Origin of the sequence: Paenibacillus sp. LjRoot56 (assembly GCF_964253335.1) — a bacterium.
Lineage (GTDB): Bacteria > Bacillota > Bacilli > Paenibacillales > NBRC-103111 > Paenibacillus_E > Paenibacillus_E allorhizoplanae.
In genome coordinates, this window is record NZ_CAXURV020000009.1 from 1 (window position 1) to 15,985 (window position 15,985).

Here is a 15,985-nt window from a genome sequence, read left to right on the forward strand (position 1 = left end):
CAACGTATGCAGCTGACGAATACTAATCGGTCGAGGGCTTAACCAAAATTCCTAAGTAAGAACTTTACGTTGAAGTTTCGTATCTAGTTTTCAGGGAATACTATTCCTGAATCGTATATATATCTTGGAGAGATACCCAAGTGGCTATAAGGGGACCCTCTGCTAAGGGGTTAGACTGCGTAAGTGGTGCGAGGGTTCGAATCCCTCTCTCTCCGCCAGTTCCAAATATATATACACTTTTATGTGGCGGCGTAGCTCAGCTGGCTAGAGCGTACGGTTCATACCCGTAAGGTCGGGGGTTCGAGCCCCTCTGCCGCTACCATAAAACCAAACACCAGATGGAGGCTTAGCTCAGCTGGGAGAGCATCTGCCTTACAAGCAGAGGGTCGGCGGTTCGATCCCGTCAGCCTCCACCATCATCTTTATGCCGTTGTAGCTCAACTGGTAGAGCAACTGACTTGTAATCAGTAGGTTGGGGGTTCAAGTCCTCTCGACGGCACCATTTTTATGGTAAGACCTTTGTAGCATGGAGCTGTGGTGTAGTGGCCTAACATGCCTGCCTGTCACGCAGGAGACCGCGGGTTCGAATCCCGTCAGCTCCGCCATTTCTTTTACAATTAATGTAGGACATGCTATAAATAATCATTTGGCTTTGTAGCTCAGTCGGTAGAGCAGAGGACTGAAAATCCTCGTGTCGGCGGTTCGATTCCGTCCAAAGCCATTGAGATGGTTGTATTGCTTTGGCAGTACGGGTATCTCGTATCTGGAGGCTTAGTGAAGTGGCTAAACACGGCAGACTGTAAATCTGCTCTCTTCGAGTTCGGTGGTTCGAATCCATCAGCCTCCATTTTCCTTTCACCTACGAGTCATTAGCTCAGTTGGTAGAGCACCTGACTTTTAATCAGGGTGTCGTAGGTTCGAATCCTACATGACTCACTTTTATAAGTAAACGTACAAGACCGTAGGGTCTTTTTTTGTTTCCATTATATATAGAAAAAGCATCCTATAGCAGGATGCTTTTTTGCTGTTAGAGCTTGTCAGTGACGGACTGCATTTTTTGTTCCATGGAGGCGTGCTTGTCGCGGCGATCATCGATTTTGATGGACGTGGAGACACGAGCAGCACCATGCAAGAAGGGAACCTCGTGGACGGCACGGATGACCTCGAATAAACGGTTTAAAGGGCCCTCCAGGATGGTACCCATGGGTGTCATTTGAAAGCGGATATCTTCATGTCGCTCTAATTCTTTATGGAGGTCAGCGACGTAGCCGCTCAGGCTGGTTGTGGCCGTTCCGATGGGGATGATGGTGAATTCAGCAATAGCCATAGAGATCAGAAGCTCCTTCCTTTAGTTTACTTGTTGTTAAGGATAACAATCAGGAGCTGGCAAGGTCAATGATGTAATCAGCAGTTCTTGCTGCTAAGGCCATTACGGTAAGCGTAGGATTGCCTCCACTAGAGGTGACGAATAGGCTAGCATCGCAAATGAATAGGTTCGGTATGTCATGACTTTGACCGTACGAGTTCACCACGGATGTAGCGGCGTCATTGCCCATCCGGCAACCACCCATCAGATGTTGTGTATCTGGAACGACATAGGAGATCTCTCCACCAGCTGCACGGAGGATCAACTTCATATTTTCAACAGCATGATCCAGCAGCTTGAGATCGTTATCGCAGTAATTGAAGGCTAAGGAAGCCATAGGTATGCCATATTCATCTTTTTCATCAGCTAACGCAACATGATTGTTCCAATTGGGAAGGACTTCTCCTACCATTTTGAGACGACCATAGAAGTTGTAATCCTGCATAGCTTTTCTGAATGACGAGCCCCACAAAGGCGCCTCAGTGGCCTTGCGAATGCCTTCTGCCATCTCTATAGGCCGAGAGCCGTGAGCATGTATGGTATACCCGCGGACAAAGCCTCTACGTGGATCTGTCTCATAGAAATCTTGGGTAGATGCCAGCACGGGTGTTCCTTTGTACAATCGGACTTCCTCTTCAAACTTGGCATAAACATCGTTGCTGCTATGCGTCATAATCGCCTTGCCTACCCATCCGCTGGAATTGGCTAATCCATCAGGGAACTGAGGTGTGGCGGAGTGGAGTAGCAAACGAGGTGTTTCCACAACGTGCGCGCAGAGGATAACAGTTTTGGCACGTTGCCGATAGGTTATGCCTTCGTGGACGAACAGAACCCCACAAGCATGGCCATAGTCATTAACTTCGATCTGAGTGACTCTGCAATCTGCGAGAATTTCGGCGCCTGCTTGAACTGCTTTGGGAATGTGCACGATCAACGTGCTAAATTTGGCATTAGGCATACAACCTTGTAGGCAGAACCCACGATTGGTACAAGCAGAGCGGCCATCTAACGGGTTAGAGAGAATGGCTAAGGGTGTAGGTGCGGATTGAATACCAAGAGATTTGCAGCCTTTGTGAAATAAGACAGCATTAGGGCTAAGCGAATCTAGTTCTGGAAAGGGATATGGCCCCTGAAAATTTCCCCAAGGGAAATGCTTAGGGCCGGAAACGGAGATTTCTTTTTCAATACGCGAGTAATAGGGTTCCAAATCTTTGTAATGAATGGGCCAATCTTCCCCAACACCATCAATGGCCTTCGTTTTGAAATCAGATTCATGAAATCGCAGAAAAACCCCCGTAAAGTTCTGGGTGCCGCCGCCAACCCCTTTTCCCGAATGATGCTTTCCAGTAACGAATGTCTCGGTTGCATCAACAAGACGCGTATCCTCCCAAGCGAGGCGCTTCATACTCAGTTCATCACTTGCGAAATCCTTCCCAGGATCACGCCAAGGCCCCGCATCAATCACAACCACACCGAGTCCGGCTTCGCTGAGTTCTTTGGCTAGAACGCCTCCAGCAGCACCTGCCCCTACGATGACAATGTCTACGGTTTCATCTTCATATCTCCATTTCATGATCGTTTTGCAGCCTCCCAGGACTCTAGTTGGTCAGGACTATGAAGGGTATATCCGCGAGGATAAGCAGGTCCTCCAAACCCAATTTCCGACCAAACTAAAGGATGAGCATAGTAGGCTTCTACACAGAGTTGAAGAAGCTTTTGGAATAAAATTTTTTGAGGAATGCCTTCCCAATTTTTCGTAGGTGGATAGTTATCGTTGCTGATCTGAAGCATAATGCTCCGTTGGTTCGTCTCATCTAATTGAAAGAAAGGCTGACTATTCGCAATCCATCCTGTTTCATCAATCGCTTTGAGTCCTTGACGTAAAAGTAGTCGAACCGGAGGTGTGCTCACTTTCCGATGTCCCTCACCTTTATTTTCAGATAGTACCTGATCGATATGGTTAATGACGTATTGAATGATTTCTCCGCGATGATCGTCCATAAGCAGTGAACACCAAGCACGAAGCGTTTCGGCCTCAATGACCGTTACATATCCGTATGCATTTTCACGAATAAGTCGAGCTTTCACAATGGATCTCGTGTGTACATCCCATTCCCTGCTTTCTTCCATGACATCAAAGGTTGGATAATGATTATGATCTTTCATGCTTGTCACCTCCATAGCTAACGAGAATAAAAACCAAAAAGTGCTACTACAATTATTTCCAAATCCATGAAGAATATGAGGATGCCACCTATGAAGTTGTGTTTTTAATAAAATGAAACAATTGGCACCATTGCCAATGTCATGGTGGTTAGGAAATATTTTAGGAATGAAAGTCTTTTCATTACCATGGTAATCTTGTACTAGTAACTGAGATGTTTTCCATTTTACCCAACTCACCCAAGAGAGCACGTACAGGAGGAAATACAATGTTAAAGAGTCTTGCACACCGCACGCTAGGAATAACTGCTGCGATTACGATCGCATTATCAGCAACAACTGCTGTTTCCGCTTATGCCGCAAATGATGATATGGATGCCGTTTCTTTAGCCAAAAAAATGGTTGGCATAGATTACTCCAAAAGTGATGAAACACCTTCTGCAGGGTTTGATTCATCAGGACTGATCTATTATGTCTATGAAACGTTAAATTACACAGTACCTAGAACTTTAGCGGATCAATTCAACATGAAATCCACGAAAATCACGAAAATAGATAAAGCTGAGCCAGGTGACGTCTTGTTCTTTGGTAGTGGTTCAAAACCAACGTTTGCTGGGATCTATGTAGGCCAAGGTAAAATGGTCATGGCATCCCAGAGCAAAGACGAAGTCGTCACTCGCAATGTAAGTGAGCTTAAGGGCAGCTTTATTGGTGGAAGAAGTATTCTTTCAGCTAAGGATCGTTTGAAAGCCGAGTTGATCCTTACCGCTCAGAAATATCTTGGAACTCCATATGTATTTGGTGCGAAATATGGTCAAACCAAAACAATGGATTGTTCTTCTTTTACAAAAACGGTGTTTGCTGCTTATGGGATTACGCTACCACGTGTTTCTCGCGACCAAGCGAAGGAAGGCACTTTCGTTAGTAAAAGTAATTTAAAAACCGGAGACTTGGTCTTCTTTACAACGCCTGATTCCGGTAAAAACATTGGACATGTCGGTATTTATGTTGGTAACGGCATGATGATTCATACGTACGGTGAAGGTGGTGTCAAATTCACCTCGATGAATAAAGAATGGTGGGCAGATCACTACGTAACGGCTCGCCGCGTAATCAAATAGTACCTCTTTCATATGGACCTTCTTGCCAATTGTGGCAGGAGGGTTCCTTTCGATTCACAGGAATAGGCAGACATATGGTACAATAGAGAGATAAATATAGAAGATGCTATTGGCAATAAGGAGTGAAGGCAGATGATTTGGGAGCATGTCAAGGAGCGATTGGAAGCGGTTTTACAATCGCCAATACAGATAAGCCTGATACCGGATTCCGAATGGCACCAGCTTGTGGAGGATCAGGGAGAGCGCCAAGAAGGATTGAGTCGTAGTGTGATCCGGGGAGAGGAAGTCCTTTTCTTCATTTCACAGGATCATAAAGAAGTTCGTGTCCTAAAGATAAATGGGAGTAAGTTGTCTATTTCAGAACGCAAACTCGTCGAGCTTACGATTGAATCTAAGCAAACTGTAGAGAAGAAGCAATTCGGCTCCTATCTGTCAGAAGATGAAAGGAAGTCGAATCAATTAAGAGACTGGCTGCTGCAGCAAATGGAACGCGGTACAGGCCATGCAGAGCTTCCAGATGCGCTTGCTTCACAGTCATCGTTGTATTCAACCAAAATCCCTCTCTTGTTGTATGGGGACTATCCTCAGAACCAGCGTGTATCGTATACGGAGCTTAAGAAGCTGTTGGAGTCTTTTTTTGAAGCGGAGATTATTCTGATTCCTTTACTGGAAAAAGAGTGGTTAATCCTAGCACCAGAGGTTCTTATTACAAGCGGCAGCGAAGAACGCGATGGGGACGAGGAAGAAAGTGTTGAGCAAACCCTTGATGCACTTGGCTCAGGTTTATATGAGATGTTGGCGAATGAATGGGTAGGTGAATGCCATCTTGCCATTGATTTCCCTGTGAAACCGGCGAAGTCTTTGTTTGCTACCGTGCTTAAGCTGCGTGAAACCATTATGCTGGGCCGATCGTTCCACGTAGGCAGCTTTATTCATCTGCGTTGGGAGCTTCGTCTTGAGAAGCTGTTGCACCTTATAGAGGAAGAGGAGAAAACAGATTTCCTTGAGCAGGTGCTTCGCGGCACAGATCATGTGCTGGATAGCGAGACGGTAACGACGCTGGAGCATTTCTTTACACTAGACTGTAACGTTAGTGAAACCGCGAAGAAGCTTTATATTCATCGCAATACCCTGCTTTATCGGTTGGACAAGTTCAAGAACGAAACGGGACTGGATGTTAGAACGTTTAATCATGCGGTTTTGGTACGTCTGGCCTTGCTATTGTACAAAGTAACGAAAAGAAAGTGATTTTTTTGTAGGGATTGTGCATAGTCAGTCCGCCACTTGTAGGGTAAGATGTGTATATAGAAATGTTGATAAATAAAGCATTTGAACGATAAATTGTAGGGGGAATGAAATCATGGCAGGCGTACGTTTAAATCATATCGTTAAAAGATATTCTGGTGCAGAAGAATCAACAGTTAAAGATTTCCATCTTGAAGTTGCTGACAAAGAGTTCGTAGTTCTTGTTGGTGCATCCGGTTGCGGAAAATCCACAACTCTTCGTATGATCGCAGGCTTAGAGGAAATCACTGAAGGTGAACTTTACATCGGAGACCGCCTTGTAAATGACGTAGCTCCAAAAGATCGTGATATCGCGATGGTATTCCAATCCTACGCTCTTTATCCGCATATGACTGTTTATCAAAACATGGCATTCGGATTGAAACTTCGTAAATTCAAAAAAGCTGATATCGATGCTCGCGTTCGCGAAGCAGCGAAAATTCTAGATATCGTTCACTTGCTTGATCGTAAGCCAAAAGCGCTTTCCGGTGGTCAACGTCAACGTGTTGCCTTGGGTCGTGCGATTGTTCGTGAGCCACAAGTATTCTTAATGGATGAGCCGCTTTCCAACTTGGATGCGAAACTTCGTGTACAAATGCGTGCGGAAATCACAAAACTTACAAAACGTCTTGGTGTTACAACGATCTACGTAACGCATGACCAAATCGAAGCAATGACAATGGGCGATCGTATCGTTGTTATGGATAAAGGTATTATTCAACAAGCTGCTACACCAGAAGAAATCTACAACTTCCCAGTGAACATGTTCGTTGCTGGTTTCATCGGATCCCCATCCATGAACTTCATGTCCGGAACATTGGCATCTGAAGGCGGCGGTGTATTCTTCAAAGCAGGTACTGTTAACGTTGAAGTTCCAGCTGGTAAAGCACAAGTTCTTAAAGACAAAGGATTCGTTGGCAAAGAAGTGATTCTGGGAGTTCGTCCAGAAGATATTCACGAAGAGCCAGTATTCTTGGAAGCTTCCCCGAACACAGTATTCAACGTAAACGTTGAATTGACTGAGAACTTGGGACACGAAATGTACTTGTACTTGAATGGTATCGGCGCTAACACAGTAATTGCTCGTGTTGACGGTCGTTCCGGAATCAAAGAAGGTACTAACGTTAAATTGGCATTAGACATGAACAAAGTTCATTTCTTCGATAAAGAATCAACACTTTCCATCTTGGTTAACCCAAACCTATAGGAATGTACTGAAAGGCCAGCCGTTATCGGCTGGTTTTTTTGTTCCACATAGGAAAGTATAAGTTTTCGGCCTCAGAAAACATATACTTTCCTATTGGCGATAAAACTTACATATAAACGCGGTCGCTCATCTTTGAATGGCTTCGATAGAAGTTTTCTCATATTTCGAGGTTCATGAACACAGTAGTTGATTTCAATTAGGTATTCCATTACGATGAAACTATTGGAAGCCTGCGTGCAACAAGGGAAAGCAAATGGTACATAAGCAAATTCGGAGGAGTTAGGACAATGGCCAAAAAGGTAAAGGTTTCCGAAATGATGGAACAGCTACATATGGAAGTGTTAGCAGGTGAGGGTGGGCTGAAGCGACCGATTACTACTGGTGACTTGTATCGCCCTGGTCTAGAAATGGCGGGATATTTCAATTACCATCCCAAAGAGCGAATTCAGATGCTTGGAAAAACAGAGATTACGTTTATAGAGATGTTGACGACGGGTGTTCGTAGAAACCGAGTGGAACAGCTTTGCGCTCCTGAGGAAACGCCGTGTATTATTGTAACACGAGGACTGGATGTTCCCGTTGAATTGCTCGAGGAGGCAACTAAGCGTGATCTTCCGGTGCTAAGAACGCAGCTGTCAACGACGATTTTTGCAAGCAGATTAACTGGTTTTCTTGAAAATAAGCTTGCGCCCAGCACGACAATCCATGGTGTACTTGTTGATGTCTATGGGGTAGGTATGCTGATTACCGGTAGCAGTGGGATCGGAAAGAGTGAAACTGCGCTTGAGCTTGTAAAACGAGGGCATCGACTGATTGCGGATGATGCGGTTGAAATTAGGCAAAATGGCGATAAAGTATTAACGGGTAATGCCCCAGAGTTGATTCGTCACTTACTTGAGATCCGCGGCGTAGGTATCATTAACGTCATGACACTATTCGGTGCAGGTGCGATTCGTAATGTAAAGAAGATTTCGGTTGTTGTGAAATTGGAGAATTGGCAGCAAGAGAAGCAATATGATCGTTTGGGCTTAGATGAGGAGCTAACGCGGATTATCGATACGGATCTGCCGCTAGTTACGATACCTGTAAGACCAGGCCGAAACTTAGCCGTCATTGTTGAGGTTGCTGCGATGAATTATCGCTTAAAGCGTATGGGTTATAACGCGGCGCTGCAGTTTACGAATAAGCTGACAGAATCGTTGAATGAAGATTTTGAGGATTTTGATTGAAAGAGGGCGTAAGCTCACCAAATAAAGGAGTGGAACTATGTTAGAAAGTATTGCGTTCTCCTTAGGGCCGATTCATGTAAGGTGGTATGGCATTATTTTGGGAACAGCCGCATTAATCGGTTTAATGTTGGCAATCAGGGAAGGGAAGCGATTTAAAATCGTACCTGACTTCTTCATGGATTTATTGTTAATTGGGGTTCCTTCTGCCATTATTGGGGCTAGAATTTATTATGTAGCTTTCCAATGGGCTGATTATAAGGATAATTTATGGGAAGTATTCATGATATGGCACGGCGGGATTGCAATTTATGGCGCTCTGATCGGGGCTATTATCGGTACTTCATTCTATATTCGGGCCAAAGGATACAACTTCTTTCGAATTGCTGATATCCTTGCGCCGGGTCTAATTGTTGGACAAGCAATCGGTCGTTGGGGCAATTTCATGAATCAGGAAGCTCACGGTGGTCCGGTAGAAGAATCGTTTTTGAGAGATAGCCTGCATTTACCGAATTTTATTGTGAATCAAATGAACATCGAGGGGACATTCTACCACCCTGCGTTTTTGTATGAATCGATATGGAGCTTTGTAGGTCTGCTGGTCTTGTTCTGGCTTCGTCGCAGGCCCTTTTTACGAGCGGGAGAGCTATTTCTAAGTTATTTCATCTGGTATTCGATCGGTCGTTTCTTTATTGAAGGGATTCGTACTGACAGCTTAGACATCACGGGGCCAGGTTGGTTAGCTTCATTAATGAATGCGTTATGGTCACCTATGAAAATTGTGTTTGAACCAGGCGTACTGACATATGGAGGGAATATTCGTTTCTCCCAACTCCTTGCATTGCTAATTGTCATTGCGGCCGTGATCATGATCATTATTAGAAGGAAAAAGGGCTATTCCAATGAACGTTACTCGGATCCAATTGTATCTACGCTAGCGCTTGATAAAAACAAAGTAGTCAATGATGAAGAGACAGATAAAGGAGTAAACTATGATTCAAACCGTACTATTTGATTTGGATGGCACGATTGTAGACACGAATGAGTTAATTGTACAATCGTTCTTGCATAGCTTGGAAGGCGAAACACCTGAACCTATTAGTCGGGAGCTTATTATTCCCAATATGGGTCGCCCGCTAGTGGAGCAAATGGAGTTTTTCACAGGCAAAAAAGAAGTTGAGGCGCTGATTACTAAATATCGTACGTTTAACCTTTCTAAACATGATGAGCTTGTGCAGGAATTCCCGAACGTACGTACGGTAATGGCTAAGCTTCACGAAAAAGGTATCAAAATCGGAATCGTGACAAGTAAAATCAGACTTACCACATTGATGGGACTGAAACTTTGTGGATTAGACTCTTACGTCAGCGCTATTGTAACAGTGGATGATGTAAAAGAACCAAAACCGAGCCCCGAGGGTATCTTTGCAGCGCTGAAAGAGCTAGGCAGCTCGGCTGAAGAAGCCATGATGGTAGGCGATAGTCATTATGATATTGAGGCTGCTCAAAATGCAGGAGTTACTTCTGTTGGTGTATCCTGGTCCTGGAAGGGGCGCTCTTATTTAGAACAGTACAACCCAGACCATATTGTCGATGATATGTTTGACCTGTTGCCGCTAGTTGGGATATCGTCGGAAGTGAAGGTTGATTGAGGCAGACAGAGAAGTATCCTGTAGATGGCCCAAATGCGCTGTGGCAAATTTATCAAACGGTCAGTAAGTGGAAGGCTATGCGGAATTTCGTTTGGATTCAAATCACCCGTTATTCGCCATCCTTGCGGTTGAAGAACTGGATCTATCGTCGTGTTCTAGGAATGACAGTTGGTGAGCACTCGGCATTTGCCTTGATGGTGATGGTGGATGTGTTTTTCCCCGAGCGGATCTACATTGGGAGTAATACAATCATTGGTTATAACACGACGATCTTGGCGCATGAGTATTTGACAAAGGAATACCGGTTAGGTGATGTACGTATTGGATCTCATGTGATGGTTGGGGCTAATACGACAATTCTGCCAGGTGTGACGATTGGTGATTATGCGATTATTGGTGCGGGTTCTGTCGTCCATAAGGATGTAGCCCCTAATAGCTTCGTGGCAGGTAATCCGATGCAGGTTATTCGGTCGGGCAGTACAAAGTAAGAGGAAAGAAAGATGGGCTCAACGTCATTGTGATGTTGGGTCCTTTTTTGTTATGTAAAGGAAACAGAATCTGTGGAAAACGACTATTAAAAATGGCATTTTGGGAATAGTATAGACGCAGTGAAATCATAGGAAAAGGGAAGGTGTCGCTTAAGTGCAGCAATGGAATCGTAGTAAAATCGCAGATGTGAAAAAAGGTAACTTTGGAAGGTCTCTCGGAAAGCGAGTGGGAGTTGTAGTACTAGCTCTTATGCTGCTTTTATCCTTGCCGACAATAAGTTTGGCTGTCGGTAAAGAGGCGCAGGGACCCGATGTGTATGTGATCCAAGGGATGCTGAAATCACTAGGCAGCTATTCTGGTGATATTAATGGTTACTACGATAATGCAACGGTTCAGGGTGTAAAGTACTTTCAGAAAAAGCATGGGCTGCCGGTAACAGGCGCTGTAGATAGCCGTACGCTCGAGTCGATCACCTATGGCTATATGAAGCTTAAGGGTGTTGGCCAGAGTCAAGGCGGCGGTAAAGGCAAAGGTAAATGGCAAGGCGGCGGTGGAGGCGCCGGCGAAGGCCAAGGCCAGGAAGGCGGTAAAGACGGTGCCGGAGGCCAAGGTCAGGAAGGCGGTAAAGGCGGTGCCGGAGACCAAGGTCAGGAAGGCGGTAAAGGCGGTGCCGGAGGCCAAGGTCAGGAAGGTGGTAAAGGCGGTGGAAAGTTCGAAGGTGGCGGTAATGGAGGAGGCAAAGGTCAAGGTCCAAGTGCGACACAAGCACCGGGACCTAACGGTGGACCGAAGCCAGTACCAAATGGAGGTCAAACGCCAGCACCGAACGGTGGAGCAACACCAGCACCATATGGCAATGGAAATGGCAACGGTAACGGCAACGGGCAAAATGGACAAGCGCCGAATGGCAACGGTAACGGTAACGGTAATGGACAAGTACAGTCGCCTAATGGTAATGGTATAAATGGGAATAAAGCTCCAAATGGTGGTCAACCACAGGCACCTAATGGTGGCGGTAAAACCCCGAATGGACCTGTAGAGGAAGACTAATCTAGATTTATCTAGAAGAGGGCATGCTGCCGCGGCAGCATGCCTTTTCCTTTTGTCAGAAAGTATGCTGATCGCCGGTATGCGTCAGCGTCACAATGCGCCTCAAGAATCCGTATGCGTTTGGTGAAGACTCCTACGGGGCGAGGCAAATAACTGGATTTTATGCATCTATATGGACAGGATTTCGGCGGCTAAAGCAAATAGATGGATTTTCTGCTGTTAATTTCAGTCATTTGAGCTCGACGAGCTACTTTCGGCGAAAATAAATGTAGAAAATCCATCTAATGGTTGAAAAGAGTGGATTTCCCTCAAATTAACTGGAGGTTTTCCAGTTAGATAGGTGGTGGAGGTAATGGGACTGCTACTACACAATATAAGTGGATGAAAAGCGGGAAGATCCAAAATGATATAGCATAAAGCCGTGAATATAGGCTTCTCCATATACAGTTGACGACGTATGGGTTTATATGCCATTCTTAAAGCGCTGAACAAGGCGTAGACAATTGACGGTCCTAAAGATACGTGTTAAAATAGCCGTACATTCTTTATTTTGGTAGTATGGTAGCACGTTAACGTACTGAAGTAATTGATAAACAATAAATTGAGAACAACTGATTATACTCCTACTTATAGAGGTGAGACGGTGTCGAAGCCAAAAGTATTTGAAAAACCGTTAGGCGCGAAAGATTATTTGCCTGATGCGGTTGCTAAACTCAGAAATATAGAATTCCGTGTATTGGCCTGTATGGAACGCTGGGGTTACAACCAGATTATTACACCTACACTTGAATATTACGATACAGTTGGTGTAGCAAGCTCGACAGAGGATAAGAAGCTGTTCAAGCTGCTTGACCGCAAAGGAAAAACGCTCGTGCTGCGTTCGGAGTTAACAGCTCCAATCGCTCGTGTAGCTTCCTCGCTTTTAAAGGAACAAGAGTTTCCACTCCGTCTTTCTTATCATTCGAATGTTTTTCGTTCCATTGAAGAAGAAGCGGGCAGAGATTCAGAGTTCTATCAAACTGGCGTTGAGTTGATCGGTGATGCTACATCGGAAGCGGATGCCGAAGTTGTGGCGCTAGCGATTGCTTCTTTGCAAGCTGCTGGCGTTGAGAAATTTAAGATTGCACTTGGCCATGTTGGTTTTCTGAACGGGTTATTCCAAGAAACATTGGACGGACGCACCGATGCGCAGCTTTCCTTGAAAGAGCATTTACTCGGCCGTGATTACGTCGGATACCGGGAAGCAATTAAGTCGCTTTCTCTGGCGCCTGATGTTGAGCGTGAGCTGAACGGCGTGCTAAGGCTTCGTGGCGGTGATGAAATCTGCGAGCAAGCTCGTATGGTTTCCCAGCATCCAATCGCACAGGACGCGATCCGACATCTATGCGAAGTGTGGGATGTGCTGAAAGCTTACGGTGTTAGCGAGCACGTGGTCATTGATTTAACGATGATTGGGGATTTCTCCTACTATACAGGTATGACGTTTGAAGGCTACGCTGCTGAACTAGGTTTCCCTGTCTGCAGCGGAGGCCGTTACGACAATTTATTGAGTCAGTTTGGACGTCCAGCTCCAGCGACAGGGTTTGCATTGAAAACGAATCGCATCCTTGAAGTAACTGGTAAAGAGCAAGTGGAACAACCAGTTCGTGTGCTTATCGCCTACGATGCGGAGCATCGTGAGAAGGCTTTGCAGCTGGCGAAGGATATGCGAAGCGATGAAAACATTAAAGTGAGTATCGTTATCACACAGCTTGTCACGAAAGAACAAAGCAATGACCTAGACAGAGTGGGATACCACGTAATGAAGCTGATTGCGGAATAACCTCTCAGCATAGATGAGGGAAGTTTGGAGGAGGTTGGAACGGTGGATGATATTCTTAAAGTAGCGATGCCGAAAGGCCGTATCTATAAACAAGCAGCGAAGCTGTTTACGAAAGCAGGATTGCCTATTCCAGAGGATCTGGAAGAAGGCCGCCGTTTGATTATCCCTGTGCCAGGGGCGAAGATGGAATTTATTTTAGCCAAACCGGTCGATGTTCCTACTTATGTGGAGTACGGCGTTGCCGATATCGGGGTTGTGGGCAAGGATGTTCTGATGGAAGAAAATCGGAATGTTTACGAATTGCTTGATCTAGGGATCGCAAGATGCCGCATGTCGGTGATTGGATTGCCGGATTGGAAACAAGTAATTAACCCACGCGTTGCGACTAAGTATCCGAATGTAGCTTCTCAGTATTTCCGGGAAAAGGGACAGCAAGTAGAAGTCATTAAGTTGAATGGGTCGATCGAGCTGGCGCCTTTAATCGGACTAGCTGACCGCATTGTAGATATGGTGGAGACCGGCCAAACTTTGAAGGAAAACGGTCTTGTCGAGCAAGAGGAAATCTTTCAGATCACGAGCCGCTTAATTGCGAATCGTGTGAGTTATCGGATGAAGAATGACTCCATCCAACGGTTGTGTGATATGCTGCAGGACGTACTGCCAATAGTGAAATTATAGCTTGTAGTAAAGATGAGAGGAAGATGAAGATGCGGATTATGCCCGCCTCCGAATTTCAATTAAACCGCGAGGTCGAATACGGCTCACCCGAGCAAAATGAGTCCGTCCGCCGCATCATCGATGAGGTGCGGCAGGACGGAGATACCGCGCTGCGCCGCCTAGCGCAGCAGTTCGACGGCGTCAACGTCGCTGAGCTTCGCGTCAGCGACGAAGAGATCCAAGCGGCGTACGCGCAAGTCGACGCCGCATTCCTGGCGGCGCTGCGTCAAGCCGCCGCTAACATTCGTGCGTTTCATGAGAAGCAGAAACGCAATTCGTGGATGGACCTGCAGCCAGACGGCAGTCTGCTGGGCCAAATCATCCGACCGCTGAAGCGGGTCGGATTGTACGTGCCCGGCGGGAAGGCGGCGTACCCGTCTTCCGTGCTCATGAACGCCATCCCTGCGATCGTCGCAGGGGTGCCGGAGATCGCGATGGTGACGCCACCGTCCACCGCGGGCGAAGAAGGCATCAACCCGCATATTCTCGTGGCAGCAGCCGAAGCGGGTGTGAAAGAGATCTACCGCGTAGGCGGGGCGCAGGCGATTGCCGCGCTGGCCTACGGGACAGAATCGATCGCGCCGGTCGATAAAATCGTCGGCCCCGGCAACATCTACGTCGCGCTGGCGAAGCGCTTCGTGTTCGGCGTCGTCGATATCGATATGATCGCCGGACCAACCGACATTGTCGTGCTCGCTGACGAGCACGCCGATCCTGAGTACGTGGCGGCCGATTTGCTGGCGCAGGCCGAGCATGATGAGATGTCACCGTCGATTCTGGTGACACCTTCCCGCGAGCTAGCCGAAGAGGTTCGGCTAGAGCTATGGCGGCAGCTGGATGTGCTGCCGAAGAAAGCCATTGCCGCTGTCTCAACAGCGACGAAAGGTGCGATCCTGCTTGTCGACTCACTCGACGAAGGCGTGGACGTCATCAATCGCTTGGCGCCGGAGCACTGTGAGCTGCTTGTGCAGGATCCTTTCACGTGGCTGCCGCGCATTGAAAATGCAGGTGCTATTTTCCTAGGCGCCTACAGCACAGAGCCTGTTGGCGATTATTTCGCCGGTCCGAACCATGTGCTGCCGACGAATGGCACAGCACGATTCTCATCGCCACTGAATGTGGACGATTTCCTCAAAAAATCAAGCGTCATTCACTATAGCAAGGAAGCCTTACTAGCAAACGGAGACATGATTATGACTTTGGCTCGGAATGAAGGGCTGGAAGGTCATGCGCGTGCCGTAGAGATCAGACTTAAAAAAGAGGGGAAGTTGACCTAGATGGCGGAACAGGATCAAGTAAGAACTCGCTCAGCGAGTGTAGCCCGTAGGACGAATGAAACGGACATCAAGCTCTCCTTTGAAGTGGATGGTACAGGAGTTTCGGAACTCCAAACGGACGTTCCCTTCCTAAACCATATGCTAGATTTATTCACCAAGCATGGTCATTTCAATTTGAAAGTGGATGCCAAAGGCGATATCGAAATCGATGATCATCACACCGTGGAAGACATCGGGATTTGTCTAGGTCAAACACTACGTGAAGCGCTCGGCGACAAGAGAGGCATCAAACGCTACGCGAGCGTATTCGTTCCGATGGACGAAGCATTGGCTCAAGTTGTGATTGATATCAGCAACCGTCCGCATTTTGAGTACCGTGCTGAATACCCTACAGCGAATGTTGGCAGCTTTGAAACACAGCTGGTAAAAGAGTTCCTTTGGAAATTTGCGCTAGAAGCTCGTATTACTTTGCATGTTATTGTGCATTACGGTGAAAACACGCATCACATGATTGAAGGTGTGTTTAAAGCGTTGGGACGTGCGCTGGATGAAGCAACATCGATTGATCCTCGTGTGCAGGGGGTTCCTTCGACGAAGGGAGTGCTGTAGGC

At 46.5% G+C, this 15,985-nt stretch carries 15 protein-coding genes and 8 tRNA genes; 20 read left to right on the forward strand and 3 right to left on the reverse strand.

From position 1 onward, the window contains the following. Positions 1-126: 126 nt before the first annotated feature. The 8 genes from ACSQ8O_RS36320 to ACSQ8O_RS36355 all read left to right on the forward strand — a co-directional run bounded on the left by ACSQ8O_RS36320 (position 127) and on the right by ACSQ8O_RS36355 (position 936). Positions 127-218: transfer RNA gene (locus tag ACSQ8O_RS36320), tRNA-Ser, on the forward strand. A gap of 27 nt (positions 219-245) precedes the next feature. Beyond that, positions 246-322 (forward strand) — tRNA-Met (locus ACSQ8O_RS36325). Between the two features lie 18 nt (positions 323-340). Beyond that, positions 341-416 (forward strand) — tRNA-Val (locus ACSQ8O_RS36330). Between the two features lie 10 nt (positions 417-426). Then, positions 427-502 (forward strand) — tRNA-Thr (locus tag ACSQ8O_RS36335). A gap of 26 nt (positions 503-528) precedes the next feature. Beyond that, a tRNA-Asp gene (locus ACSQ8O_RS36340) sits at positions 529-605 on the forward strand. Positions 606-648: 43 nt separating this feature from the next. Further along, positions 649-721, forward strand: a tRNA-Phe gene (locus ACSQ8O_RS36345). A gap of 44 nt (positions 722-765) precedes the next feature. Further along, positions 766-847, forward strand: a tRNA-Tyr gene (locus tag ACSQ8O_RS36350). Positions 848-863: 16 nt separating this feature from the next. Next, positions 864-936 (forward strand) — tRNA-Lys (locus ACSQ8O_RS36355). A gap of 91 nt (positions 937-1,027) precedes the next feature. Here ACSQ8O_RS36355 and ACSQ8O_RS36360 read toward each other — a convergent pair. From ACSQ8O_RS36360 to ACSQ8O_RS36370, 3 genes are read right to left on the reverse strand one after another with little or no spacing between them, the layout of a single operon-like run. Then, positions 1,028-1,327: an MTH1187 family thiamine-binding protein gene (locus ACSQ8O_RS36360; protein WP_436245710.1), complete on the reverse strand. Its 300-nt coding sequence runs from the start codon at positions 1,325-1,327 to the stop codon at positions 1,028-1,030. A 49-nt stretch (positions 1,328-1,376) separates the two neighbouring features. After that, positions 1,377-2,939, reverse strand: coding sequence for a GMC family oxidoreductase (locus ACSQ8O_RS36365; protein ID WP_436245711.1), 1,563 nt, complete (start codon positions 2,937-2,939; stop codon positions 1,377-1,379). Then, positions 2,936-3,532, reverse strand: coding sequence for a gluconate 2-dehydrogenase subunit 3 family protein (locus ACSQ8O_RS36370; RefSeq protein WP_436245712.1), 597 nt, complete (start codon positions 3,530-3,532; stop codon positions 2,936-2,938). The genes ACSQ8O_RS36365 and ACSQ8O_RS36370 overlap by 4 nt, the downstream gene beginning before the upstream one ends. 266 nt (positions 3,533-3,798) lie before the next feature. On the opposite strand from ACSQ8O_RS36370, the gene ACSQ8O_RS36375 reads away from it, so the two are divergent. The 12 genes from ACSQ8O_RS36375 (at position 3,799) to hisB (ending at position 15,983) form a co-directional block, all read left to right on the forward strand. Further along, a complete protein-coding gene (locus ACSQ8O_RS36375) occupies positions 3,799-4,650 on the forward strand; it encodes an NlpC/P60 family protein (protein ID WP_436245713.1) in 852 nt (283 codons plus the stop codon). Positions 4,651-4,782: 132 nt separating this feature from the next. After that, the gene (locus ACSQ8O_RS36380) at positions 4,783-5,898 is read left to right on the forward strand and encodes a PucR family transcriptional regulator (RefSeq protein WP_436245714.1); all 1,116 of its coding nucleotides are present in this window, start codon (positions 4,783-4,785) and stop codon (positions 5,896-5,898) included. Positions 5,899-6,010: 112 nt separating this feature from the next. Beyond that, positions 6,011-7,141, forward strand: coding sequence for an ABC transporter ATP-binding protein (locus ACSQ8O_RS36385; RefSeq protein ID WP_173120442.1), 1,131 nt, complete (start codon positions 6,011-6,013; stop codon positions 7,139-7,141). A 287-nt stretch (positions 7,142-7,428) separates the two neighbouring features. Then, positions 7,429-8,370: an HPr(Ser) kinase/phosphatase gene (gene hprK, locus ACSQ8O_RS36390; protein WP_436233550.1), complete on the forward strand. Its 942-nt coding sequence runs from the start codon at positions 7,429-7,431 to the stop codon at positions 8,368-8,370. Positions 8,371-8,407: 37 nt separating this feature from the next. Next, a complete protein-coding gene (gene lgt, locus ACSQ8O_RS36395) occupies positions 8,408-9,382 on the forward strand; it encodes a prolipoprotein diacylglyceryl transferase (protein ID WP_436245715.1) in 975 nt (324 codons plus the stop codon). After that, entirely contained in the window at positions 9,360-10,019 is a 660-nt protein-coding gene (gene ppaX / locus ACSQ8O_RS36400; protein WP_436245716.1) for a pyrophosphatase PpaX, read from the forward strand. Before lgt ends, ppaX begins: the two co-directional genes overlap by 23 nt. Beyond that, positions 10,016-10,507, forward strand: a complete 492-nt coding sequence (locus ACSQ8O_RS36405) for an acyltransferase (RefSeq protein ID WP_436245717.1) — start codon at positions 10,016-10,018, stop codon at positions 10,505-10,507. Before ppaX ends, ACSQ8O_RS36405 begins: the two co-directional genes overlap by 4 nt. A gap of 154 nt (positions 10,508-10,661) precedes the next feature. Further along, positions 10,662-11,558: a peptidoglycan-binding domain-containing protein gene (locus ACSQ8O_RS36410; RefSeq protein ID WP_436245718.1), complete on the forward strand. Its 897-nt coding sequence runs from the start codon at positions 10,662-10,664 to the stop codon at positions 11,556-11,558. Between the two features lie 643 nt (positions 11,559-12,201). Then, entirely contained in the window at positions 12,202-13,380 is a 1,179-nt protein-coding gene (locus ACSQ8O_RS36415; RefSeq protein ID WP_056611302.1) for an ATP phosphoribosyltransferase regulatory subunit, read from the forward strand. Positions 13,381-13,422: 42 nt separating this feature from the next. Next, the gene (hisG, locus tag ACSQ8O_RS36420; protein WP_056611299.1) at positions 13,423-14,058 is read left to right on the forward strand and encodes an ATP phosphoribosyltransferase; all 636 of its coding nucleotides are present in this window, start codon (positions 13,423-13,425) and stop codon (positions 14,056-14,058) included. Positions 14,059-14,087: 29 nt separating this feature from the next. Then, entirely contained in the window at positions 14,088-15,374 is a 1,287-nt protein-coding gene (hisD, locus tag ACSQ8O_RS36425) for a histidinol dehydrogenase (RefSeq protein ID WP_056611297.1), read from the forward strand. After that, positions 15,375-15,983 (forward strand): imidazoleglycerol-phosphate dehydratase HisB, encoded by a 609-nt coding sequence (gene hisB, locus ACSQ8O_RS36430; protein WP_236292860.1) that lies wholly within the window; start codon positions 15,375-15,377, stop codon positions 15,981-15,983. The last annotated feature ends 2 nt before the right edge of the window (positions 15,984-15,985 follow it).

Bases quoted from the DNA above. Each gene is read 5' to 3' on its own strand.
- hprK (WP_436233550.1), top strand. From the start codon at position 7,429: ATGGCCAAAAAGGTAAAGGTTTCCGAAATGATGGAACAGCTACATATG.
- ACSQ8O_RS36370 (WP_436245712.1), bottom strand. From the start codon at position 3,532: ATGAAAGATCATAATCATTATCCAACCTTTGATGTCATGGAAGAAAGC.
- lgt (WP_436245715.1), top strand. From the start codon at position 8,408: ATGTTAGAAAGTATTGCGTTCTCCTTAGGGCCGATTCATGTAAGGTGG.
- ACSQ8O_RS36360 (WP_436245710.1), bottom strand. From the start codon at position 1,327: ATGGCTATTGCTGAATTCACCATCATCCCCATCGGAACGGCCACAACC.
- ppaX (WP_436245716.1), top strand. From the start codon at position 9,360: ATGATTCAAACCGTACTATTTGATTTGGATGGCACGATTGTAGACACG.
- ACSQ8O_RS36385 (WP_173120442.1), top strand. From the start codon at position 6,011: ATGGCAGGCGTACGTTTAAATCATATCGTTAAAAGATATTCTGGTGCA.
- ACSQ8O_RS36380 (WP_436245714.1), top strand. From the start codon at position 4,783: ATGATTTGGGAGCATGTCAAGGAGCGATTGGAAGCGGTTTTACAATCG.
- hisD (WP_056611297.1), top strand. From the start codon at position 14,088: ATGCGGATTATGCCCGCCTCCGAATTTCAATTAAACCGCGAGGTCGAA.
- ACSQ8O_RS36365 (WP_436245711.1), bottom strand. From the start codon at position 2,939: ATGAAATGGAGATATGAAGATGAAACCGTAGACATTGTCATCGTAGGG.
- hisB (WP_236292860.1), top strand. From the start codon at position 15,375: ATGGCGGAACAGGATCAAGTAAGAACTCGCTCAGCGAGTGTAGCCCGT.
- ACSQ8O_RS36375 (WP_436245713.1), top strand. From the start codon at position 3,799: ATGTTAAAGAGTCTTGCACACCGCACGCTAGGAATAACTGCTGCGATT.